General features: G+C 66.1%; 25 protein-coding genes. 13 read left to right on the top strand and 12 right to left on the bottom strand.

What is annotated here, in order from left to right:
* Window positions 1–46 precede the first annotated feature (46 nt).
* A complete protein-coding gene (locus ABNF93_RS21680) occupies window positions 47–1,285 on the bottom strand; it encodes a zinc-dependent alcohol dehydrogenase (RefSeq protein WP_349329961.1) in 1,239 nt (412 codons plus the stop codon).
* A gap of 693 nt (window positions 1,286–1,978) precedes the next feature.
* On the opposite strand from ABNF93_RS21680, the gene ABNF93_RS21675 reads away from it, so the two are divergent.
* Window positions 1,979–2,347: a hypothetical protein gene (locus ABNF93_RS21675; RefSeq protein ID WP_349329960.1), complete on the top strand. Its 369-nt coding sequence runs from the start codon at window positions 1,979–1,981 to the stop codon at window positions 2,345–2,347.
* A gap of 94 nt (window positions 2,348–2,441) precedes the next feature.
* Here the strand turns inward: ABNF93_RS21675 and ABNF93_RS21670 are convergent, their stop codons facing one another.
* On the bottom strand, window positions 2,442–2,687 hold the full coding sequence (locus ABNF93_RS21670; protein WP_349329959.1) for a hypothetical protein: 246 nt from the start codon (window positions 2,685–2,687) through the stop codon (window positions 2,442–2,444).
* A gap of 264 nt (window positions 2,688–2,951) precedes the next feature.
* Here ABNF93_RS21670 and ABNF93_RS21665 point away from each other — a divergent pair, with 264 nt between their 5' ends.
* Both ABNF93_RS21665 and ABNF93_RS21660 read left to right on the top strand, forming a co-directional pair.
* A complete protein-coding gene (locus ABNF93_RS21665) occupies window positions 2,952–3,464 on the top strand; it encodes a DUF1707 SHOCT-like domain-containing protein (RefSeq protein WP_349330114.1) in 513 nt (170 codons plus the stop codon).
* 139 nt (window positions 3,465–3,603) lie between these two features.
* Complete coding sequence (locus tag ABNF93_RS21660) at window positions 3,604–4,593, top strand: phosphotransferase (RefSeq protein ID WP_349329958.1); 990 nt, start codon at window positions 3,604–3,606, stop codon at window positions 4,591–4,593.
* Window positions 4,594–4,653: 60 nt separating this feature from the next.
* Here the strand turns inward: ABNF93_RS21660 and ABNF93_RS21655 are convergent, their stop codons facing one another.
* From ABNF93_RS21655 to ABNF93_RS21640, 4 genes are all read right to left on the bottom strand, one after another.
* Window positions 4,654–5,433, bottom strand: coding sequence for a phytanoyl-CoA dioxygenase family protein (locus tag ABNF93_RS21655; protein WP_349329957.1), 780 nt, complete (start codon window positions 5,431–5,433; stop codon window positions 4,654–4,656).
* 161 nt (window positions 5,434–5,594) lie between these two features.
* Window positions 5,595–5,864, bottom strand: a complete 270-nt coding sequence (locus tag ABNF93_RS21650) for a hypothetical protein (RefSeq protein WP_349329956.1) — start codon at window positions 5,862–5,864, stop codon at window positions 5,595–5,597.
* 385 nt (window positions 5,865–6,249) lie between these two features.
* Window positions 6,250–6,849 carry an ATP/GTP-binding protein gene (locus ABNF93_RS21645; RefSeq protein ID WP_349329955.1) on the bottom strand — a complete coding sequence of 200 codons (600 nt, stop codon included), beginning with the start codon at window positions 6,847–6,849 and terminating at the stop codon, window positions 6,250–6,252.
* A 249-nt stretch (window positions 6,850–7,098) separates the two neighbouring features.
* Window positions 7,099–7,623: a GNAT family N-acetyltransferase gene (locus ABNF93_RS21640; RefSeq protein ID WP_349330113.1), complete on the bottom strand. Its 525-nt coding sequence runs from the start codon at window positions 7,621–7,623 to the stop codon at window positions 7,099–7,101.
* A 203-nt stretch (window positions 7,624–7,826) separates the two neighbouring features.
* On the opposite strand from ABNF93_RS21640, the gene ABNF93_RS21635 reads away from it, so the two are divergent.
* Both ABNF93_RS21635 and ABNF93_RS21630 read left to right on the top strand, forming a co-directional pair.
* Window positions 7,827–8,609 carry a GNAT family N-acetyltransferase gene (locus ABNF93_RS21635; protein ID WP_349329954.1) on the top strand — a complete coding sequence of 261 codons (783 nt, stop codon included), beginning with the start codon at window positions 7,827–7,829 and terminating at the stop codon, window positions 8,607–8,609.
* A 148-nt stretch (window positions 8,610–8,757) separates the two neighbouring features.
* Window positions 8,758–9,528: a VOC family protein gene (locus ABNF93_RS21630; RefSeq protein ID WP_349329953.1), complete on the top strand. Its 771-nt coding sequence runs from the start codon at window positions 8,758–8,760 to the stop codon at window positions 9,526–9,528.
* Window positions 9,529–9,574: 46 nt separating this feature from the next.
* Here the strand turns inward: ABNF93_RS21630 and ABNF93_RS21625 are convergent, their stop codons facing one another.
* Window positions 9,575–10,411: a nucleotidyltransferase domain-containing protein gene (locus tag ABNF93_RS21625; protein ID WP_349329952.1), complete on the bottom strand. Its 837-nt coding sequence runs from the start codon at window positions 10,409–10,411 to the stop codon at window positions 9,575–9,577.
* Window positions 10,412–10,530: 119 nt separating this feature from the next.
* Between ABNF93_RS21625 and ABNF93_RS21620 the strand changes: the two genes are divergently transcribed.
* On the top strand, window positions 10,531–10,944 hold the full coding sequence (locus ABNF93_RS21620) for a RidA family protein (RefSeq protein WP_349329951.1): 414 nt from the start codon (window positions 10,531–10,533) through the stop codon (window positions 10,942–10,944).
* A 17-nt stretch (window positions 10,945–10,961) separates the two neighbouring features.
* Here ABNF93_RS21620 and ABNF93_RS21615 read toward each other — a convergent pair whose 3' ends face one another.
* Window positions 10,962–11,450: a GNAT family N-acetyltransferase gene (locus tag ABNF93_RS21615; RefSeq protein WP_349329950.1), complete on the bottom strand. Its 489-nt coding sequence runs from the start codon at window positions 11,448–11,450 to the stop codon at window positions 10,962–10,964.
* Between the two features lie 59 nt (window positions 11,451–11,509).
* Window positions 11,510–12,232: a DUF899 family protein gene (locus ABNF93_RS21610; protein ID WP_349329949.1), complete on the bottom strand. Its 723-nt coding sequence runs from the start codon at window positions 12,230–12,232 to the stop codon at window positions 11,510–11,512.
* A 162-nt stretch (window positions 12,233–12,394) separates the two neighbouring features.
* Here ABNF93_RS21610 and ABNF93_RS21605 point away from each other — a divergent pair, with 162 nt between their 5' ends.
* The 7 genes from ABNF93_RS21605 to ABNF93_RS21575 all read left to right on the top strand — a co-directional run bounded on the left by ABNF93_RS21605 (window position 12,395) and on the right by ABNF93_RS21575 (window position 18,443).
* Window positions 12,395–13,219 carry an alpha/beta fold hydrolase gene (locus ABNF93_RS21605; protein ID WP_349329948.1) on the top strand — a complete coding sequence of 275 codons (825 nt, stop codon included), beginning with the start codon at window positions 12,395–12,397 and terminating at the stop codon, window positions 13,217–13,219.
* Window positions 13,220–13,277: 58 nt separating this feature from the next.
* On the top strand, window positions 13,278–14,336 hold the full coding sequence (locus ABNF93_RS21600) for an acyltransferase domain-containing protein (protein WP_349329947.1): 1,059 nt from the start codon (window positions 13,278–13,280) through the stop codon (window positions 14,334–14,336).
* A 7-nt stretch (window positions 14,337–14,343) separates the two neighbouring features.
* Window positions 14,344–15,300: a phosphotransferase family protein gene (locus ABNF93_RS21595; RefSeq protein WP_349329946.1), complete on the top strand. Its 957-nt coding sequence runs from the start codon at window positions 14,344–14,346 to the stop codon at window positions 15,298–15,300.
* 311 nt (window positions 15,301–15,611) lie between these two features.
* Window positions 15,612–15,800: a hypothetical protein gene (locus ABNF93_RS21590; protein ID WP_349329945.1), complete on the top strand. Its 189-nt coding sequence runs from the start codon at window positions 15,612–15,614 to the stop codon at window positions 15,798–15,800.
* A 155-nt stretch (window positions 15,801–15,955) separates the two neighbouring features.
* Complete coding sequence (locus ABNF93_RS21585) at window positions 15,956–16,855, top strand: aminoglycoside phosphotransferase family protein (protein WP_349329944.1); 900 nt, start codon at window positions 15,956–15,958, stop codon at window positions 16,853–16,855.
* 155 nt (window positions 16,856–17,010) lie between these two features.
* On the top strand, window positions 17,011–17,607 hold the full coding sequence (locus tag ABNF93_RS21580) for a ribonuclease FAU-1 family protein (RefSeq protein WP_349329943.1): 597 nt from the start codon (window positions 17,011–17,013) through the stop codon (window positions 17,605–17,607).
* Between the two features lie 338 nt (window positions 17,608–17,945).
* Window positions 17,946–18,443 carry an NUDIX domain-containing protein gene (locus ABNF93_RS21575; protein WP_349329942.1) on the top strand — a complete coding sequence of 166 codons (498 nt, stop codon included), beginning with the start codon at window positions 17,946–17,948 and terminating at the stop codon, window positions 18,441–18,443.
* Between the two features lie 221 nt (window positions 18,444–18,664).
* Here ABNF93_RS21575 and ABNF93_RS21570 read toward each other — a convergent pair whose 3' ends face one another.
* The 3 genes from ABNF93_RS21570 to ABNF93_RS21560 form a co-directional block, all read right to left on the bottom strand.
* A complete protein-coding gene (locus ABNF93_RS21570; protein ID WP_349329941.1) occupies window positions 18,665–19,189 on the bottom strand; it encodes a DUF402 domain-containing protein in 525 nt (174 codons plus the stop codon).
* 168 nt (window positions 19,190–19,357) lie between these two features.
* Window positions 19,358–20,251, bottom strand: a complete 894-nt coding sequence (locus ABNF93_RS21565; protein WP_349329940.1) for a hypothetical protein — start codon at window positions 20,249–20,251, stop codon at window positions 19,358–19,360.
* An 882-nt stretch (window positions 20,252–21,133) separates the two neighbouring features.
* Window positions 21,134–21,853 carry a hypothetical protein gene (locus ABNF93_RS21560; RefSeq protein ID WP_349329939.1) on the bottom strand — a complete coding sequence of 240 codons (720 nt, stop codon included), beginning with the start codon at window positions 21,851–21,853 and terminating at the stop codon, window positions 21,134–21,136.
* Window positions 21,854–22,058 lie beyond the last annotated feature (205 nt).

Genomic DNA, 22,058 nt, shown 5'->3' with positions numbered 1-22,058 from the left:
GAGATGTCTGTGAGACTGGCCGCCATGAGCACCGAGGATGGTGGGCTCATGCGGTCATGGCGACCTTGAGCCGCCCGGGAGCCGGCGTGGCGGCGAGGTCGTACGCCTTCTGCGCCTCGGTGACCGGCAGGGCATGCGTCACGTACGCCGGCAGCGGTCGCGCGGCGAGCAGCTCGAGCGCCCGGCCGAGGTAGGGCACCCAATGATCGTGCGGCGTCGTACCCGCTGTCATCGAGAGGTTCTTGCGGAAGAACGTCCTGAACGGCACCACGTGGTCCTCGGTGTCGACCACCCCGAACGCCAGCACGTGCCCGCCGGGTGCCGCCGCGCGCACGGCGTCGGCGAGGGTCGCGGTCTGGTGGCCGACCGCCTCCACACACAGATCCACCCGGTCGTCGTCGGCGAGCCCGGCAACCCATGCCGACGCGGTGGACGCGACCGACTCGTCCAGGCCGTAGTCGGCCGCCACCTCGGTCCGGTCAACCGGGTCGACGCCGACGACGGACCGCGCCCCCCGGGCCTTCAGTACGTGGGCGAACAGCAGGCCGATCGGCCCGAGGCCGAGCACCGCGACGGTACGACCGGCGACGTCGGGTGCCCGGTCGACCGCGCTGAGGACCGTGGCGAGGGGCTGGGCCGCGATCGCCTGCAGGTCAGGCAACCGGTCGGGCAACTGACCGGGCAACTGGTCAGGTACGGCGCACACCAGGAAGTCCGACGTGACGGAGTACTCCCGCAGGCCCTGTACTCCCCGCGCGACGCCCACCACGCGATCGCCGGCTCGAAACCGCGCGCTCGCGCTCGCGACCACCTCCGCGACGATCTCGTGGAGCGGATAGCCCGGGCCCAGCTGGTCGTGGCCGTCCGCCGGGGCCGCGCCGGTGAACTTGGGTACGTCGCTGCCGCAGATGCCGCCGACGAGGAAGCGGAGCAGGAGGTCACCCGGCCGCAGGTCCGCCGGTCGCGGCGGGTCGACGTCGACGTCACGTATCCTGCCTGGCCCGTCAAGCTGGTACGCCCACATTGCTCGACCGTAACCCACGATCGACGTCGTACGTCCGACCGGGAACGGCAGGCCCTCGAGCTTCTCCTCGCAGAGCTCGGCCAGGCGCTGCCGCGCGGGCGTTGAGTGGTGGTCGACCTTGACGGGAACGATTGGGCTGCCACCAGCCCTCTGACCGACGGCTTGGAACGACTGACTGTCGCCAGGGGCCGCCTTGGACGCTGACGAGGGCTTACGGCTGGATCGACGACCCGCCGCAGTCGCGTGACCGCGTGGAGGCACTGGACGCCCTTCGTCGCGACTTCGTCAACCACGCGTTGAACGCGGCCGGATCGCGTAACCTGCTCTATCGTCGTGCGTTACTTCACCTAGGTCGCTTACCTGCTGCACAGAGCACCAGCACAACAAGCGATGTACGCCGTGCGACCGCGAAACCACAAAGCGGAGCGGCGCGGTGAGCGACCGGGCGCAATGGTGCGTCACGCGCGAACGGGGTCCCGAAGGTGGGGCCCCTTTTTGCTGTTTTCCAGGGGAGGGAAACCAGTGACCACATGGTGGATTGACCTGAGCATTCAAACCGGTCACCCGATCGTTCCACCCGAGATCTGCCAGCAGTTGCAGAAGGAGATCGGATACGGAGCGACAGTGGGGAACACCACTCCGCCCGGGGACCTCTCCGTCAGTGTCCACATGGATGCGAACAGTCTCCCGGGTGCTGTCATGGCAGCGGCCGAAACGGTCACGACGCACTTGGCACGGCACCAACTCGGCGGCCACATCACGGAGGTGGAAGCCTGTACCGAGGATGAGTTCGTACGACGTGCCAGGCTGGAGATGCAGGCCGAGGAAGCACAGCCCGCCGTCGTGCGCGCGGGACGCGGCAGGCATCGAAAAGGTCGGTAGGAAGGCGACTCCGGCAATTACAGCGTGACGGGGAGTTCGCATCGGTTCACCCATTCAACCAGGAGGAGATCCATGGGAATCGGGACAGGCATCTTCTTGATCGCTGTCGGCGCCGCTTTGACATGGGCGGTCAACATCGACCTTCCGTACGTCAGCGATGACGCGCTCGGGCTCGTCCTCGTACTCGCTGGAATCGCCTCTGTCGTCGTGTCGGTGATTCTCAAAGCGGAACGTCCGGAAGCTGGCGTGGGAACTGGAATCCTGCTCTTCGCCGTCGGCGCCGTCCTTGCCTGGGCGGTTCACGTCGACCTGCCCTACATCGAGGACTACGCGATGGGCGCGATTCTCATGGTGGCGGGCATCATCGCCATCGTCGCGACCGTCGTGATGAGCAGGCAGCGAGGCGATGAAGGTCGGGAGGCTATGCCGGACCGCTACTGACAGGATCGGCAGCATCTCTCGCCGAGTGGGTCAGAACACTTGCCCGTGAAGACCCACGGCGCGACGCGGGATAGCCAGGCCGGGGCTTCGGCGCTCAGCCGTCGCCTCCGCCACCTCCCCCACCTCCGCCACCGCCGTCGCCTCCGCCGCCACCGCCGGAGTAAGGGAATGACCCGTACTGCGGCCGGGGATACCGCGACTCCGAATCTCCCCTGGACTGCAGCCGCTCGCTGCCGGAGTCCCAGGTCAGCATTTCGCGCTTCCTGCGCTGGCGCATGTTGAGATAGCCCAGCACAGCCAGGACGACCAGAATCCCCGCAGACACCCACAGCACGGTCATGGACGGAGAGTGACAGCGGCGGCCGACTCCTGTCCAGATCCTCTGGCCCCATCCCAGCCACACGCCCCACTGGATGGGACATCCGGTGGAATCGTGCACTGCCGTACTCGTGTACGGGCGCGAAACCGCACTCGGGGCATCGGGGAGGCACCGCGGTGAACCACCCCGGTGCCTTTCCGGACCTGGCGTGACCGCGCACCGAGAAGCGTCCTGGTCAACAGGTCCACGATTCGGCGTACCATCTGGCACACTCAATTGGTGTCGATGGACGAGTTGCGTGTCGGCGATGCCGAGCGTGACGACGCGCTGCGCATGCTCGCCGAGCATCTGGCAGCGGGGCGCCTCGACATCGACGAGCACAGCGAGCGCTCCTCACAGATCATCTCGGCACGCACCAGGGGTGAGATCAGGAAGGTGTTCGTCGATCTCCCCGAGCCGCATCCCCTTCTCGGCCGCTCGCCGGCCCCGGGCACCGGTCGCGGCGTCGCATCCGGCCAGCCGAGCCCGGCGGATGCCAGGCTGGCCGTTCGTTCTCGCAAAGCCGCAGCAATGCGCACGTTCGCCGCCGGGCTGACGCCGCTCGTGTGGTGCGTCTGCATCGCGGTGTTCGTGATGACTGACGTCGGCTGGTGGATGTTTCTCGTGCCGATCGCCTACTCGGCGTTACTGTCAGCCTGGGAGCAGGCGAGCGGAGGCAAGCACCCAGCCAAGAGCCCAGAAGAGAGCCACGACAAGCCCCACACCGACCCTCGAGCCGACAACCGGCCGAACGAATGACTCCCTGAGAGTCCCGCCATGGCTGTGCCCATCCACGCAACGCTCTGACCGTTGGCGGACAGCAGAACTCGGCAGCGCGGCCCGCGCGGCACGCGACCTCCACTGCGGATCGCCACCGACCTGTGGTGGACTCTTGGGCATGTCCGCGACGAAACCGCCAGAGCTGGCGATGCTGTGGGAAGCCAGCGATCCTCACGATGCCCTTCGCCAGCGCTTCGGGTTCACCGATGCGGAAGAGGCCTGCCAGTGGCTTGGCGTCGTACTGGCGAAACACTGGGGTTTGCAGGTGAACTCCTGCGAGCGTCTCGTGATCAGCGCGGGCAACGCACTGGCGTGGCTGACGACGGACACGCACCGGCTGGTCGCGAAGTGGTCGGTCGTGGCGAGCCTCTTTCCTCGACTGGCCGAACTGGCTCGGCTCACCGACTGGCTGGCACGCCGAGGTCTCCCGGTGTCCGGGCCCGTTCCGGCGCTGGACGGAAGCCACCAGGTCAAGATCGACGGTGTATCGCTCGGACTCCAGGAAGTGGTGGACGGTGCCCATCTCGACGTAACAGACCAGGACCAGGTGTATGCAGCCGGCGGCGTCCTGGCCGATCTCCACCTGGCGCTCGCCCACTATCCCGATGTCACACCTGTCGTCGCGGTGAGCGCCCGGCGTGAACGGCAGCCCCTTCGGGTACTGATGAGTCGTACGATCGAGAGTTGCGGTCGAGCCGTCCCGGCCACGGACGCGCTTCGCGACTGGCTCGACACCGCGCCACCGGACCACGATCTCTCCGTTCACCTCGTTCACAACGACATCCGGTCCGCCAACATCCTGTGCGCGGGATCGACGATCAGGGCGGTGCTCGACTTCGAGGAGGTCACGCTCGACCATCCCGTCGTCGACCTCGCTCATGGCGCCGTCATGCTCGGCACCCGGTTCAGGAACTGGGGCCCGGTGTCGCCGGAGACCCACCAGGCATTCATTGCTGGCTACCAGTCCCGACGCCGACTCTCCGAAACCGAGGAGGCCTGGCTGGGCGCGCTCGTGCTGTCGGGCACCCTGGGATTCGTTCGTCCCGGAATGGAGGATCCCGCCGGCTGGACAACATCGGCTCACCTGGCAGCGGAGGCGCTGCGATGAGTCAGGTGCCGAGGTACTTCGCCTCGGCGACGGCGGGCGGCGTCGGCCGCCTCGTACGAACTATTCGAACGGGAGTGGTTCGTAGCTGGCGCCGTAGGGGGCATCCGGTCGATCGAACTCGCCCATCAGGGCGCGGCACATCGGGGTCGTACGTTCCAGGAACGCCTCGGAGTTGGTGAACCGGTCGGCGGGCCGGACCCACGGCGGGCTGTAGACGTAGTGCGCCGTGTAGCGGTCGCGCTCACCGTCGTGGCGGTACGTGCGGTGCCACACCCCGTTGTGGAACAACAGCACCGAACCGATCGGCGCGCAGATCACGTGGCCGATCGGGACGTCACCCCGGTTCGTCCGGATGTCGGGCGGCAACGGCACCTGGCTGCGGTGGCTGCCCGGGATCAGCTCCATGTTGCCGGTGCCCGGCTCGGTCTGGTCGGTCAGCAGGAACGATGCCCGCACCTGGATCAGCGGTACCGGGTATCCGACCTGATTGAAGTTGTACGCACTCGACCCGTCCTGGTGCCAGCCACCCACTCCACCGTGTGCCGGCTGCATCGTGTTCCAGCTGGCCTGCAGGATGAACCGGTCGCCGAACAGCCCGCGGCCCTTCGGCAGGACCGCCGGATGGTCGATCAGCCGCTCCAGACACGACTCGGTCTCGTATCCGCGCCCGATCTGCCCGAACTCCCGGTCCCGTGCGGCGTGAAGCCGCTGTGAGGCGTCGTAGCACTCTGCGGCCTCGTCGGCGGACAGTACGTCGGGGATCACCAGGTATCCCCACGACTCGAACACAAACCGATCAAGGTCGGTGAACGGCCCTGGTGCGACCTCGGGATTCAACATGTGTTCGATGCTCCGTTCACTGCAGGTGTACCGGCCGGGAGGCACGGCCGCTCAGTCACGATCCCCCAGGCGTGACGTACGCGCCAGCGGGTCTTCCGCGAACGGCCGCGACCGGTGACGGCGTTCCACGCCTACTCGGGGCTGCACTCATGGGCGGTGCCTTACCTGTCTCGCAGCCGCTCGAGCTCGTCCGCCCGGCGCAGGTCCTTCGGACGTCCGACGGCCCGGCGCATGAGAACGAGATCCTCCAGGCGCAGGTAGCGGACCTCGAAGCCGTCCGGGCCGGACGCGCTCGATGCACGGCCGAGGAAGTCCCGGACCGGAAGTGCACCCCAGGGCAACGCTGGAGTGCAGCAGTCACCGCTCGCCTGCGGCGACTCGAACTGGACCTTGGCGCGGAGGAAGGCTTCCGGCCCGAGCGCGATGGGCACTCCGTCATCGTCAAGCAGGTGGCTGCCCACGGCGGCGAAGGCGGCCGACCGCGCTCCCGCCTGCGACGGATCCCCGCGGTCAGCTCGGCCGACCCGTGCAGGATCCCCGCGACCTGTCCGATCACCACGGTCCGTGCCCCGGCCCGGCTCAGTGCTCGCAGGAGGGGGAAGGGGTCGAAGCCGAGCGCACTGTCGGTGGCGAAGGTGCCCAGGATCTCGTCCGCGTCGTCGTGGGTCCGCCCGGTGGCCGGCCGAGCACAGGTCTGCACACGGGCACGCTCCACGGCAGCACGCAGAAGCTCCAGAGGTCTATGACTCACCCGCACATGGAACACCAACCCGCCTGCAAGCACAGATGATCTGCGACATGACGCGCGTGTGCCGGTCAGCTGTCTTTTCTCCTGGCCTCGGGGAGCACTGCCGGTGCGCGGCCGCTACCGCGCTGGAGTTGCTCCACGGTTCGCTGAACGACTGCGATGCGCCGGACCAACGGGCCGGCAGGTACCTCGACGAGCTCGAACCCGTACTGGCGATAGGTGTCCTCATGCAGCTGCTCGAAGATCAAGGAGTCCTCGAAGGTGATCCGTCTGGCCGCTGTCGCCTGGATGGCGCCCTGGTTCCGGACGAAGAACACGGTCGTTGAATAGACGGCGTGTTGAACAATCCGGTCGACCTCAGCAGCCAGAAGGGGTGATGTCGGGAACCGTAGGTAGCGGCTCAGTGCCAGGGTGCAGATGGGTGAGCGGTCAAAGTAGATGACGTCCGCTTCCGCGCCCCGCGCGCGGCTTTCCCGCTGGCGTTGCAGGCCAACGATCGCATCGATGAAACGCGGGTCCTTCGATGGTTCGTCGTCGCCGAGTGACTGCCGTAGGGCTATGACGTCCGTTGCCGCTTCTTCGACTACGACCTGTCCGTTGGCCTCCAGCCCGCGCAGTAGGGCGGTCTTTCCTGCGCCCGGCGTGCCAGTGAGGATGTATCTGTGCATGGCTGATTCCCTGTGTCGGCGGATGTGAATTGACTCGTGTGAGGGCGAAAAGGGGTGGGGCGATCCTGGGCGCGCCTAGGTGGTCTGTGACCTGACCTGGAAGGAACGGCAGAAGATCGAGAGCGATTGGCTCAATCGGTCGGAAGCGGTCGCCGTTCCGTCACTATAGCCTGCCGGTGCGATAGCAGTCACGCGCCGCCGTACCTGCCTGAGCCGTCCCGCCGCACCATGCGTGAGCTCGCGCCCGGGTCAGCGCAGATCCAATCGCATGAGCACCCGGGGAAACCCTCCGGAGACGGAGTTGGTGTCGGCCGCCTTGCTGAAGCCGGCCCTCTCGAACAGCACGCGGGTGCCGACGTAGGCCATCGTGGGATCAACCTTCTCGCCCTTGTTGTCGACCGGATATCCCTCGATCGCTGGCGCACGACGTGACCGCGCGTACGCCACGGCGCCGTCGAGCAGGACGTGGGAGATGCCCTTGCCGCGGTGGCCGGGACGCACGCGGATGCACCACACCGACCAGACAGGCAAGTCGTCGACGTGCGGGATCTTCCTCGAGCGCGCGAATGGAAGCTCCGCTCGGAGTGCGACAGCGGCCCACCCGACGACTTCGCCGTCCTGATAGCCCAGGACGCCCGGTGCGACCTTTCGGGAGCACAGCTTTCTGACATGATCGCCCCGTCGGCGCCCGACGAGCTCTCGGTTGGTCTTCGAGTCAACCCGATGGCTGAGGCACCAACACACCGAAGAATCTGGATTCTTGGGACCGAGCATAATCGCTACGTCGTCGAACCGTGCCGCGGTCGCAGGCCTCACCTCGATGCTCACGTACTCACGTTAGTTCACTGGCGCTTGGTTCGGCGGCCGCCGAACCAAGCGCCTGCCCCGCGCGGTCACGCCTTGGAATACAGGACAGAGCCTGGCGCCGATGCCGTCTAGGTTGGTCACATCACACGCCGACGACGAAGGAGCTGAGCATGCCGGCGGCCCACAGCCTTCGGTGCGACGGGTGTTCGGCCCTCGTGGAGGGGTCCGATCTCGAGGCGTTCAGCGATGCCTACGTTGCACACACCCGCTCCCACCACCCGGACTGGCCGTTCCCCGAGATTGCCATCCGCAACTTCGCCGAGGCGACGCAACGTCTCACCGGATCGACGAAGCGCCTCGACACCATCGGCGCCGTGACCATCGAACCGGTCGCAGCCTCGCGTATCCCCGACTGGCTCGCCTTCTTCGACCATGACGCATTTGCCGGCAACCCTGTCGACGCTGTGTGCTACTGCTGCGGGCCGCACGTGTTCGAACGCGGCCAGGAACGTGGGGGCGAGCTACGTCCATGGAGGCAGAATCGTGAGCTGATGATCAGTCTCCTCGAGAGCGGGCGGGTATTCGGCTATCTCGCGTACGCCGACGACCGGCCGGCCGGCTGGGTCAATGCCTCGACGCGAGTGGAGTGCTCCATGTACCGGGTCGGCGATGGCGCCAACCCTCCCGACGGCGACGTGATCTCCCTGTCGTGCTTTGGGATCGCACCGCCATACCGGGGCCATGGACTCGTCGACAGGCTGCTCCACCGGGTCCTCGCCGACGCTCCAGCCAGAGGGATGACCTGGGTCGAGGCCTATCCGTTCAACGACCAGCAGGCCGTCGACGAGGACAACTGGCGCGGCGCCCGATCGCTCTTCGACCGATACCAGTTCGAGCTTGTGGAGAAACGTGAGCAGTACACCGTGGTGCGCCGCCGCGTCGAGCCGGCGTAGCCCTGCCCGAAATTGCCTGTTTCTCCGCACGTATAGGACATGAGGTGTCCCATACTGCCGCCATTGTAGGAAACCGGATCGTAGGAAAGAGGCGTCGTAGGAAAGAGGCGTCGAGGCGGTGGCTGGAAGGTATGGAAGGTGATGACGCGTGACCATCGAGATCCGGAACGTCGTGTTCGCCTGTCCTGGAAACTCGCCGGAGAGCTACGATCGCGGCGCTAGACGGCTTGCGTCGTTCTATGCGGACCTGCTCGAGATGCGCATCGCTCGCGAAGACTGGTTCGTACTCGAGGACGAGAATGAACTGGACGGTCTCAATCTTGCCTTCGGTGACGGCCCAATCGACTATCGACCACCGCGATGGCCGGACCCGGAGCATCCGCAGCAGATGCACCTGGACATCTCTGTCCTCGACCTGGACGACGGCGAACAAAAGGCCTTGACGCTTGGTGCTTCCAGGCTTCAGGACCGGGGCTCCTACCGCTCCTACGCGGACCCGGACGGGCATCCCTTCTGCCTCTACCGTGACACCACGACTGACCCGACCAGACGTACGCGGCTCGGTCGGATCGAGCGCGTGGTCATCGACTGCTTCAGCCCACGAGCCTTCGCGCGGTTCTACGCCGCCCTGCTGGACATGCCAACGCGGGAACTCGACACGCCCGAGCGAGTCGTCATCGCCCGAAGTGACGGGCGTCTGCCGGCGGTGGCGTTCCAGCACGCCCAGTTCCCTGCTCCACGATGGCCGGACCCCGCCTATCCGCAACAGGTCCACCTTGACCTCCGCGTCCTCGACCCCGAGGCGGCCCGCCTGAGTGCCGCACGGAAGCTCGCTGAGGATCTTGGCGCTGTCAAACTGCACGAGGGAAGTACGCACAATGTGTACGCCGACCCGGCAGGCCACCCCTTCTGCATCTAGTACTGCAACGGCACTTCCTGGTGTCGTTGCAGTACTAGCCGCCGAACTAACCTCTCTCACCGGAAAGATGGTTCCTGACATCGCGCATGACCAACGCACCGAGTTCGTCGAGAACTGTCTCGACATCTTTGCGACTGGGATCAGGAATGGTCGGGGCCGCGCGACCGGGTCGGGACGGTTCGCCGATCCACGCAAGAGCCCGGCCGGCATGCTCGGCATACTCCGGATGATGCCGGGTGAGCATCCCGGCACCCGATGTGCGTGCTGTCGTCCACGTTCGGTCGGTGATGGAGTACAACACTGCAGCAGCCATGAGGAGCCTGCGACCCACCAATGCGGCGACCGCCTGGACGTCGCTTGGTGACGTGGCGTCCTGCAGTTGTTGGCGAAAGCCGGCGATCATGCCTTCCAGATCGCCGACGAACTCACGTGCGAGCGCCTTGTCTGGCCGGCACCGCGGAAGGTCTGTCCGGAGATCGACTCCGGCGATGCTGACGCAGTAGTGCTTGAGGAAACAACGGTTAGCCTCTGCTGCCGGTGTTGGGGCAAGAAAACTCTCCAGCGAGCCGGCACCGATCGCGACGTCTCTCACCGTGGGGCGATACAGGTTGGTGAGGTCCTCGGTGAGGTGGTGGCACATCTCGACCGCGTGTTCAGTGGTGACTACGGCCAGCAAATCCACGTCTGAGCCAGGTGGTACGGCCTGGCCAGTAGCCACGCTCCCGTAGAGGTAGAGGCCGTGTAGGTCTTGTTGCAGGGTTGCCCTGATCCTTGTCGACACCTCCGCGAGCACAGCATCGAAGGGTGCGCGAACCTTGGCGAGGTCCACACCAGTCGTGATGTAGCCGGCCTCGTCGAGTCCTTCGTCCGGGTCCGCTGCCACTGTCTGCGCGTCCCTCCAATGCCGTCGTGGACGTCGTGGACGTCGTGGGCGTCGTGGCCGGTCGTACGCTGACACGGCCTACCCAGAGGCGCGAGCAGACCAACAGCACGAGGAGAACCATGCCAGGTGCCGTCACACTCATTCGGTCCGAGCGGCTGTCGGACGTCGCGGAGTACGCGTACGCGGCAACCGCATCGCCGAGGTCGCGGCTGATCTTCCTGGCGGGCGCGTGCCCGTTGAACGAGGAGGGGTCGACCGCGGCCGTCGGTGACTACGCCGGACAGGCGGCCAAGGCGATGGACAACCTCCGCACCGCGCTCGCCGCCGCCGGGGCGACGTTGCGGGACGTCGTGAAGACGACCGTCCTGGTCGCCTCCACCGAACGACGGGATCTGGTCACGTCGTGGCAGGTGGTCAGGGACGCGTTCGGTGAGCACGATGCGCCCAGCACGCTGATGGGTGTCACCGTCCTCGGATACCGCGACCAGCTCGTCGAGATCGAGGCTGTCGCCGCCGTCCTCGACTCTGATTGACCGTGCCCACTCACCGCTTAGGCAAGGCTCTTGCGCATGACCGTGATCATCGTTTCGTAGCGGGTGACCGTGCCGTCCGGCGCCTCCTCGTCCCAGGCGCCAGGTTCGCGGCCGGTGACGACGTAGCCGAGGCGCTCATAGAGTGTGCGTGGCCGTGATCTGTTCTCGTCGAAGCCCAGCTCGGCCAAGGTGAGGCCGCGCCCGCGGATCCGCTGCTCCAAGGCCTGGATGAGGACTGTGCCGATGCCGCAGGAATGCAGCGCCGCGTCGACCGAGAGCTGCCACAGCACGGGGATACCTGAGGGCTTGGCGTAGTCGACCCCGCCGGTCGCCACCGGAATACCAGACGGTGGGCAGACAGCGAGGAAGTCGACCTCGCCGCGCTTCGCCCGGTCGAGCGCCTCGAGTGTGCCCTCGAGATAGGTTTTGGTCCACCCGGCGAAGCCCGGATACAAATCCTCGGCGGTCAGGTCTCTCACGGTGAGCGGCAGCACGACTTCGGGCATGCGCGTCACCTTGTCACCCTTGGGCGGGCAAACCGCCACAGGAAAAACTCGCAACTGGATCAAAGGTTGTCAGAACGGCCCGCGGCGAGTCGGGACCACTGTGCCGTCGGCCGTCCGTCGGTCCGGAACTGCTGACCGGCGGTGGCGTACGGCTGAGGCCAGCCGGTCGGCGAGTCCTCCCAGGTCTCCTGCCGGCCGTACACGGTGAGATCGAGCAGGTGGTAGCTCGTGGCGCCGGCCTCGGTCCCGCGGCCGGTCGACCAGTACGTCTCGAACACCCGGTCGCCGTCACGCAGGTAGCAGACGTAGCCGCCGAAGTCGCGCCCCGCGAGCAACGCGTCCCCCGAGTCGCGCGCCGAGTACCACGGCATCTTCCAGCCCATGAAGTCCCGGTAGCGGGCACTTTCGGCGTACGTTCCTTGGCAGAACGTCGCGTATGTCACGTCGCGGCTGTGCAGATAGGACAGCTCCAGCGCGTGCCCGGTGAAGAACGTGCAGCCCTCACACTGGTCCGCCGCAGGCTTGCCGTCGTGCCACATGTGGAGGTACGTGATCAGCTGCCGCCGCCCCTCGAACACCTCGATCAGGGGCACCGGGCCCTGCGCACCGACCAGCGGGACCTGCGCGTCCACCTCGACCATCGGCAGTCGCCGCCGGGCGGCCGCGATCGCGTCGCCCTCGCGGGTGTGCGCCTTCTCCCGCACCAGCAGCCGGTCGACCTCGGCCTGCCAGGTTGCCCGGTCGACGATCTGGGGCATCGGGTCCGTGCTGTTTGCGTTCATCGGTTCACCTCTCCCTTGTCTGGCCGCCGCGTCGCCGGCCCTCGGAAGGTACGACCTGCCGGACGACCCAAACTCATCGGCGAGGCACCGCCTGCGCGTCCTCATGGGTGAAACCGGGTGCGTCCTCCATGCCTGTCGGTGCCGGCTGACAGGCTGGGCTGCATGGACGACGGTGAGCTGGTCGATGTCGGAGGCGTGACGCTGTTCGTACGCCAGCTCGGTGAACGTCGGCGAGACAAGCCCTCCTTGGTGGTGCTGCACGGTGGGCCGGACGTCGGTCACAGCTACCTGCTGCCCGGGTTCGAACCCTTGGCTGGTGACCATCACGTGGTCCTCTTCGACTTTCGCGGTTGCGGACGGAGCAGCCGCAACCTTCCCGAGCAAGCTCTGCAGCCGGAGTACGTCATCGAGGACGCCCGCCAGTTGATCGACATCCTCGAGTTGGGGCAGGTGGACCTGCTCGGCTTCTCGTCCGGCGGGCGCGGTGCCGTCCAGTTCGTCGACAAGCATCCTGAGCAGGTGCGGCGGCTGGTCATGGCCTCCACCTCGGTCTACAGCTCCGCCGACAACGAGCCGTACCTCGAGAACTGGGAGGAGTACCAACGGCGGCAACGCGCGGAGGACGCCCAGAACGGGGCGCTACGAAACTCGACGATCTTCGTCTGGAACCTCGACCTGGCACCCGCTTACCTCAACCTGCTGGACGGCCTGGACGAGGGTGACTGGAGTTACGAGGCCTATCTCGCCGGGCGGATGCATCCATGGTTCTACGGTGACCCCGAGGACATCCTGCGAACATCCGGCAAGCCGGTCCTCATCCTGCACGGAGAGAAGGACATGGGCTTTCCGGTACAGCTGGCCCAGCGCCTGCACGCCGCGGTGCCCCACAGCGAGCTGGTGACCATCGAGGACGCCGCCCACATGTGCCACTTCGAGAAACCCGATATCTGGGCACAGCACATTCGTGATTTCCTGGACCGCGCCTGAGTCACCGGAGGTCAGCAGAATCCGCATGGACGACGAGTAGCGGAAGGACCCGCCTGACGTGTCTGACCGTAATCTGGACCCACCCGAAACTCCTCCCGTCGACATGGACCTCGCGTCGGTACGTCGTGAGCTGCACCTGTCCGCCGACGCTGTGACGTGGTTGGAGCAGATCGACCGGCCTGTCGCATCGCTCGGACCGGAGTTACCCGACGATGCGGTGGCTGCACACCAGTTGGAACGCCTCGGCGTCGACGAGGTGGACCGGAGTGAGACGCTGGCAGCTCGACCCGATCCGGACACCCATCCGGCGTTGTGGTGGGTGCTCGACCGCGCCCACCACGCGCTCCTCGCCATCATGGGCAAGGCTGTGCCGATCGAAGGCCACTCCGGATGGCCGGTGCGGTTCTCCCCCGAGACCGGGTTGGTCGGCCGGTATCTACCGGTCTGGATGTATCTGGCCACCATCCCTGACGTACGTCGTTACCACGCCGCGCGCGGGATCCCCGATGAGGTGTCGTGGAGCAGCCTCTCGACTGGCCTTGTCGCAGTGATGGAGAAGCACCGATCGGTGACCGGGTTCGGCGGCATCGGACTGTTCGGGTTCGGGACGAGTGCACTGCTCCACTTCCGAGGGGCGCAGTACAGGCTCGGACAGCTGGAATTCACTCGAGGTGCCATCTCACTGTCAGATGGCCCGTGTGGTTACGCGCTCTCCGTCCACATCCCACCAGTCCGCCCACTGTCTCCGACGTTGTGCGACGAGGCGTTCGCCCAGGCAAGTGAATTCTTCTCGCGGCACTTTCCCGAGGAGCCGGTGACGTTCTTCACCTGCGAGTCCTGGCTCCTGGATCCCCAGCTCGCCGACTACCTACCGGAGACCTCCAACATCATCCAGTTCCAACGGCGCTTCCACCTGCTACCTGTCCACTCCGAAGCGGAGCCACCACAGGCCGATGGGGACGTCGCAGAGTACGTGTTCGGCCGGTCCCACCGCGACCTCGACGACTACCCCCAGGAAACGACGCTGCAACGCGCGTACGTTGCCCACCTTCGATCCGGCGGCCACTGGCACGAGCGCACGGGATGGATGCCAAGCTCGTACGTCACCAACCGATAATGGCGCGATGGGCGTAGAGGAGCTGACGCAGGAGGAGGTCCTGGCATTCCTGGCCGGACGGTCGGGCACCGCAGAGGACCTCGAAGCGCTTTCGGGCGGGGCGTGGTCATCGGCGTGGGCCTACCGGGCAGGCGGCGAAGAGCTGGTAGTCCGCTTCGGTCAGGACATGGCCTGGTATGAGGCTGACCGGATGGCCATGGCTTTCGGCGGCCCAGATCTGCCCGTGCCGGACGTCAGAGAGGTGGGCACTACCCCGTCCGGACGTGCGTATGCCATCTCGGTCCGTCACCACGGGAACTTCCTGGAGGACACCCCGGCGGAGCTGGCCGATGCGATCGGCCCCACCCTCACCCGCCTGCTCGTCGCTCTCTACCAAACGCCGCCGTGCCCTGGTTCTCCGGTGGTGTGGCACCAGCCTGCCGGGTCCGCCGGCAGCTGGCGGGAGTTCCTCCTCGCCGGCCTGGTCGACGATCCGGAGAAACTGGTGCACGGATGGAGCGCCACCCTGGCTGGCGACCGGGAGCTGGCCGCGCTGTCCGCGGCGGTCACCGAACGCGTGTCCGCCCTCGTGGATGCCTGCCCGGAGCGCCGGGACCTGGTACACGGGGACCTGTTGCACGGCAACGTGCTGGTGAGCCCGGACGCTCAGCGGGTCGAAGCGGTGCTGTCCTGGAAGTGTTCGGTGCGCGGTGACTTCCTCTTCGATGCCGCCTGGTGCACCTTCTGGGCACCGTGGCACCCGGGCATTGCCGCTGCCGACCCACTGTCCCGACTACTTCGCGACCCGAGCGTGCGGGCCGAGCACAGCGCGCTCCTCGACGCCGCTGCCCGCCACCACTGCTATGAGCTGCACATCGGATTCACCCACCTGGGGTGGAATGTGTGGACCGGAAACCAGGACGCTCTCGCCGCCACAGCACGGCGTCTCGCCGAGGTCCTCGAACGCGGTCCCGTCTGCACCTGACGTACCGCTACCAACCGGGACTCTCCCAGCCGGTCGACGATTGGCGGCAGGAACCGCCTTGCTACGACGAACGGAGGTAGGTAGTCGTTGACCATCGATCGCACCGGCGTCGAAGCGGTCCTTCTCGATATCGGCGGAGTGTTCCTTGTCCCCGATCCAGTGGGGATCATCGAGGCGTTCCGCCCCTTCGGCGGCACCGAGGACGTTGAGGTTGTCATTCGGGCGCAGTATCGGGCAATGGCGGCTGGTGGCCGGTCCGAGGGCATGAACGAGCCCGCCTGGCGGGTCTACCAGCGGAAGCTGGCGGCGGGATGCGGAGTCAGCACCGAGCATTGCGACGAGGCTGGCCAACACTGGTTCGAGGCGAACAAGCACACGGCGCGCGGGCCGTCGGAATCCATCCGTTCCATATCGATCCGTACGACGACTGCCACCAGGTCGATGACCACGATCACGCCGCCGACGTCGCCGACCTGGCCGACAAGCTCGTACCGCGGTAGAGCTGACCGGATCCTGCCCATCGCCCGGAGTGCACGCGGGCCCTCCATGGAAACTGGGGGTCCCACGTCCGGCCACCACCGGTCAGGATTGACCGGTCATTGCTCACGCCATCCGGGTGCCCAAGTTTGCTCCATCCCACGGCTATCCTGCCGTGATGGTCGAGGTCCCAGAGGAGTTCGCGCGGAACACCATTGGTCGTGAGGGCGATCCCGGGCGAGCCTGGGTGGCGTCCCTGCCGGGCTTGGTGGACGAGTTCCTGCAGCAGTGGAGCTGCACACCCACTGGACCGGTCACAAGTGGCGGTGTCGGGATCATTCTGCCGGTGCAGCGTCACGATGGTTCGCCCGCTGTGCTGAAGATCTCCTTCACCCATCCAGGCAACATGTACGAAGCTCATGCCTTCGCCGTCTGGGGTGGGCGCGGCGCGGTGCTGCTGTACGAGCGGGACGACGCCAGGTTTGCCATGCTGTTGGAGCAGGCGGAATGGCAGACGTTGGACGACCTCGGCGACGTCGACGCAGCAACGGTCGTGATAGGCCAGCTCGCCCGACGTCTAGCCATTCCGGCCCCGCCCGACCTGCCGCGGCTGTCCGATCGGGCCGACGAGTGGGAACAGACGCTCCGCGAGGATGCCGAGGAGTTGGGCCATCCGCTGTCACATCGTGCGCTGGGCGCAGCCGTCGCGACCATCCAGGATCTCTGCCGCAAGCAACCCGACACGATGGCCCATGGTGACTTGCACTTTGGAAACGTCGTACGAGCCCAGCGCGAGCCGTGGCTGGTCGTTGACCCTAAGGGACTGGCAGGAGACCTCGCCTTCGACGCACTCCGCGTCCTCGCAGGCGGAGCAGACAGCCTGCTCGCCGCCGATGACCTAGGCGCAGAGGTACGACGCCGATTGTCGATATTCGCCGACGCCGCCGAAATCGACCGCGAACGAGCCACCCGCTGGGCACAGACTGACGCCGCAATGGCCGCACTCAGCGGCCGGAAAGGCGGGCATCCAGACTGGCGTGTGCAGGCGTGCGAGCAGGTAGCCGAGCTTCTGGCTTGACGCGCCGAACGGCTCGGTTCCGCCGACCACAGCTCCAGCAACCGGCGACCTGATCTACCGGACTGCGATGAACCTCAGCCTCCCGGAGTGACCATGCTTCGCCGCCTGCAATGACCCCGGGGATGGCGCGGGGATGGTCCGTTAGGCTGCCTGGGATGAGGGTCTTCCAACCCGGTGAGGTCATTGATCGCCGTGAGGTGCTTCACGGGTTGCCGTGGCTGGTGGTTCCGGTACGCGTCATCCACGACAGCGGCGACGTGGTTGCCGTCTACCTCCGCGAAGGAACCCCGCTGATCTTCCCCGATCACCCCTTCGGGCCGCATCCCTGGTACAGCCGTGACCGGTGGACGGCCACCAGCGTCCTGCATCTGCATCGCCCGGGCGATGCTCACGCGATCTGGGGGTTCTACGAGGCCGGCATGTTCACGGGCTGGTATGTCAACTTCCAGGCCCCCGCTCACCGGTGGTCACACGGGTTCGACACCCATGACCACGGTGTAGATATCTGGCTGCCCGGTGGCGGCCCCGACTGGCAGTGGAAAGACCGCGACCACGTGGACCAACTTGTCCAGGTCGGACGACTCACCGCCGAGGAAGCGTCCCATGTATGGGCTGAGACGGAGCGGGTAAGCAGTGCGCTGGACAGGGGCGAACGCTGGTGGAGTGACTGGGACAGCTGGCAACCAGACCCGGGCCTGGAAACACCGTCTGTCGAGGCGTCCGTCGCGCGGCTGAGTCGAGCCGAACCTTAGCCTTCTCTGATCGGCCCTTGACTTGGGCACGCGGAGGGCACCTGACCTTGTTATCCGTAGAGCGGGGCAACCTGATCGAGAGCTGGTCGTCCGCTCTGTTGGTCGTCGACCTGGTGCCCGTCGTCGCCCGCCGAAGTTTATGTGTTCTGCCGCGCTCAGGATGTCATGCGAGACGTTGAGGTTTGTCTGCGTCTGGTCCGTTGTCCCGCGGCACCTGTCGCTGGCCTACCACAGACCGTCTCGGCTCCGTCCTAGGGTAAGCAGCGAGCGACCTGTGATCCGGAAGATCGATTAATGTAGCGAGGACCACCAGCAAACGATGCTTGGAGGCATGGCAGATGACCAAGGCCTGGATATCCCCCAGCGAGTTCGTACAGAGCCTTCCCAAGGCGACTGTCTATGCATGTCTCTACTTCACGGACGAGAGCGGGCGGCCGCTTCAACTTCGCTCGTCCTATGGAGTCGCACGTTGGCAGATCCCAGGGGGAAACATGGACGATGGAGAGACCCCATGGCAGACGGCTGTACGCGAGACCCGGGAAGAGACCGGTCTAGTGATCACCAAGAAGTCCCCGCTGCTGTTGACCCATTTCATCACGCCCAGGCACAACTGGCCGCATAGCCATATCGGGTTCCTCTTCGATGGCGGAACCCTCACAGCCGACCAGCTCGAACACATCGTGCTCGACCCGAGCGAACACACCGAGTGGAAGGTCCAGAGCCTGGCAGCCTGGGAGAAACACGAAGGCGTGTCCCAGCTTGCCTTTGCGCGGCTGAAGGCACTGGAGGCCGCTCGAAGTTCGGGCCTCGCCGGATACCTCGAGACAGTGCACTAATCCAGCCAGCTGCGAAGAAAGCCCGGCGTTTACGAACGTCACCCCTTGGCATAGAAGTGGGAGCCCGCCCCTCCTCGTACGCGACCCCGGCACGATCAAGGCGAAGCCCGACGCAGGAGCCGGTGACCGCAGGCCGAGTGTCAAGCATGTGGTGGCACGGATCCGTTGTCCTGTCCCGGATGCGCTCGAATGGTGTGCATGCCAATGTGGATGGACATCCACTAACTCACCATCGCGAGCCACCGGCGATAGGCGCTGGTAAATGGCTCTTCGGTAGTGACGGCTGCCATTAAGCGTTGCGCCGCGACGCGGGTGCCGTCGATGACCTCGGCGGTATATCCGTACTTCCGTTGATGTTCTTCAAACTCATCCGCATCGAGCAGTTCGACCACGCCCGAGCCGCGGTGCCGCACCACGTCGAGATCGACGTCAACCATCGTCACGTGGTCGGGGCGGGCCCAGTACGGCGTGGTGGCGAGGTCGATGTAGATCTCGAACTTCGCCAGCTCCGCGTTGAAGCTGGCCACCCACCACCGTTCCCGCGGGAAGAGCGACACGTGTGCGGCGGGCATCGTCACGGACGCCTCGGAACCCCGCTGCCAGATCGTCCCCACCGGTGCGCCGAGCCACACCCCGTGCTCATCCTCGCCAAGTCGGCGCAGCCATGCATGCCAGTGCAGGCCACCGTCGTACTTGCGGAAGACCACCCGTACCTTGCCGACTTCATCCTCGCGTTCGTACGTCACGGAAGGCACGCTATCGGTAGCTCAACAGAGTGACGCTGATGACCAGCGGTCACCTGACCCCTGGCCGACCCGAACGGTTTCCGGTTTTGCGTCATTGGCTGAGACAGTCCGCTCAGGCGGAACGAGGTCGGCACCCGGATGGCCAGCTTGGAGGACGTCGAGAACCGCCTACTTGACGCAGCCTTCGGTCAGAAGCGCGGTCGGCCACTTCTTCTTCTCCATCACGACATCGACGCCACCGCCACAGCGGATCCAGGCCTCGCCCTCGCGCTTGAGCAGGACCGCGGACACCGGATAGCCGCGCGGCACGTCGACGGTGAACACGCCGTCGTTTTCCAGGTCCGGATTTGCGCCCTGGAAATCCACCATGTCGCGCGCGCCGATGACGCGTCCGTACACGTCCTCAACCCGGATACGGAGCTCCCGCCAGCGGTTCTCGGCGTAGGGCTCGAAAGTAAGCGTCCATGGCACGGTTTCGTCCGGCCACGGCGGAAGATCGGCATCTCCGCGCTCGATGAGACGATAGGTCAGATCCAGGTGTGGACCATCCGACTTGTCCAGTGGGATTGACACGCGGTAGGTGCCGCTGGTGACCGACCCGGAGTCGGTCGTCGGATACAGCAGCAGGGCGAATGGAACGCCGTCCGGGTCGGGGATCTGCATGGGCCACCCAGCGGCGGCGCACGGATCGCCCGTCATCTGTTTCCCCTTGGCCGTCCATCCGAGGCCACAGGTGCCAGTCACACCCAACGCTGCGCCGCCCCCCTCACGCTCTGCCTTGCCCTCGAACTGCACCAGGCCAGGGATCGGCGTCGCCTCGTCGGCGTCCAGGCGGGCCAGAGTCCACAGCATGCTGCCCTTGCGTAGGGTGCCGGCCGGCAAAGCTTCGACCGTGATGCCGTCATCCCCACTGATCTCCGCCGACTCGACGAGCACATCCAGTGAAACGTCGTTCGAGAGTGCGATCGGGGACTCGGTTCCGCAACCAGCCATCACGGCGACGACGGACATCGCAGCCGTGACTCGCGCCCATCGAATCCACGACACGACGATCCCGCCCATGTGCCAACGCCCCGGTGAGGTCCAAGGCTGCCGTGAATCTAGGACCCGAGGATTCCGGCGTCAACGCCCTTTGATGATGTCCACGACCCGCGCGGCGCCCTTGGACGTCGACGAAGAGTCCGGCTTGGTTCGAGATATCACGCAAGGCCTTCGAGCTAGTTGGGCGGTCGCCGGCGGGGCCTGACCTTCTATCCGTAGAGGCAGGCAGCTTGATCGCGAGCTGCGGGTTTACGCTCCGGCGCTCGTCGACCGGGTGCTCGTCGTCGCCCGGCGTTGCAGGTCGTTGGCGTCTCGCTGGGGTCAGTGTGGTGCATGTGTCGGGGCTGGCCGGCTAGTCGATCGCCGGCCTACCCACTGCGGTGCAGGCCACGATGCTCTGCTCCCCCGGATCGATGAACAGGATGTAGTTCCAGCCATCAGGCGTCGGCCCTACCTGGCCCAGCTCTACGGGCGAGGCTCCGAGATCATGTAGACACTGAACCGTCTGGGCAAGTCCGAGAGTCGGGACGTCGTTCGCTCGGGTTTGTCTCAAGCGGACCCCATAGATCTTGGCCAGGGCGTGACGCCGGGACGGCGCCGTACAGGCTGTAGGCGGCGCCGTTGAGCAGGGCGTCGTGGCACTTGCGGCATGCCGGATCCGTCTTCGGGGCGAGGAGCGCCAGAAGTTCCGCACGGCTCATCTCCATCAGTGCAGGATCCCAGGCGAGCGCCATCGGATCCAAAATTCCATCCGGACCTTCTGCCGGCTTCCACAGACGTCCGTCACGCGGCGGCGGACAGACCGGAACGTCCGCGCAAGTCCAGGTCCGTCCAGACCCGGTGTTAGCAGCGGCGTTGGCGCTGATCTCGGCCCTCAAGTACATCGGGACAGGGCCGCGGGAGTTACAGCTGGTGGAAGTCGTAGAACACCGAGACCGGCGCCTCGACGGCGAGTGGCTGCATGGGAAAGCAGCTGGCGATGTCGCGCATATCGGCTTGGCGGTCGAGCCGCTCCAGGAATGTCGCCGCGGCGTCCGGCCGGACCTCGCCGTGGCGGTCGAGGAACTGACCCCAGAGCGGCATGTTGCGGAACCGGGGACCGGCAGGCTTTGCCGTCTCGACGTAGGCCGCTGGGAAGCAGCGCCGGTATGCGGCGAGGTTGTAGAGCCAGGACACGCCAGCTACGCGCGCCGACGTCTCCGCGTGGGCATGGACGTGCCGGAACAGTGCGCGCAGTTCGGCATGTCGCGCCGGCAGGCGGTCGCGGCTGAGTGGCGAGCGGCCGGGCGGCTCGGCGTTGTGAAAGCGCAGCCGGATGCGGTCGTCGCCGAGCTGCGCATAGCCGAAGCAGCCGAAGCGGCCAACCAGCGCCGGGACCTCCACCTCGCGCGGCCGACTCAGGGCGAAGCGATAGGTCCATTCGCCGCCATCGGCCTCGCTTTCCACGCCGACGAGATAGGCCTGCCAGACCGGATGCCTCGGATCGAAATCGCGGCCGAGACCGAAGCGGATGTAGAGGTTGGTGCAGTCGAGCAATGCCTGCTCGAGCGGCAGGCCCGACAGGCTGGCGATGCGGATGGCGAAGCGCCATTGCAGGTCGAAGAACGCCTTGGAGTAGGTCACGGCGAAAACCTAACGACACCCCGACTGGTTCCGGCTGACTGGTGATGCTGGAACAAGCCGCCCGCCGTGAAGGCTCCCCTGTTGCCCGACGTTCGGCATGAGCATGTAGGCGTCGTTGCTGGTGAGCGTGCGTGGGTGTGAGAAAGCCCCGCCGGGTTGGTGTTCGGCGGGGCTTGGTGTTCAGGTTGTCGGCTGGTTGATCATT

Source organism: Actinopolymorpha sp. B9G3 (assembly GCF_040120725.1).
Taxonomy (GTDB): Bacteria; Actinomycetota; Actinomycetes; order Propionibacteriales; family Actinopolymorphaceae; genus Thermasporomyces.
The sequence above is the reverse complement of the archived record's forward strand: the minus strand, read 5'-3'. Positions and strand labels throughout refer to the sequence as shown.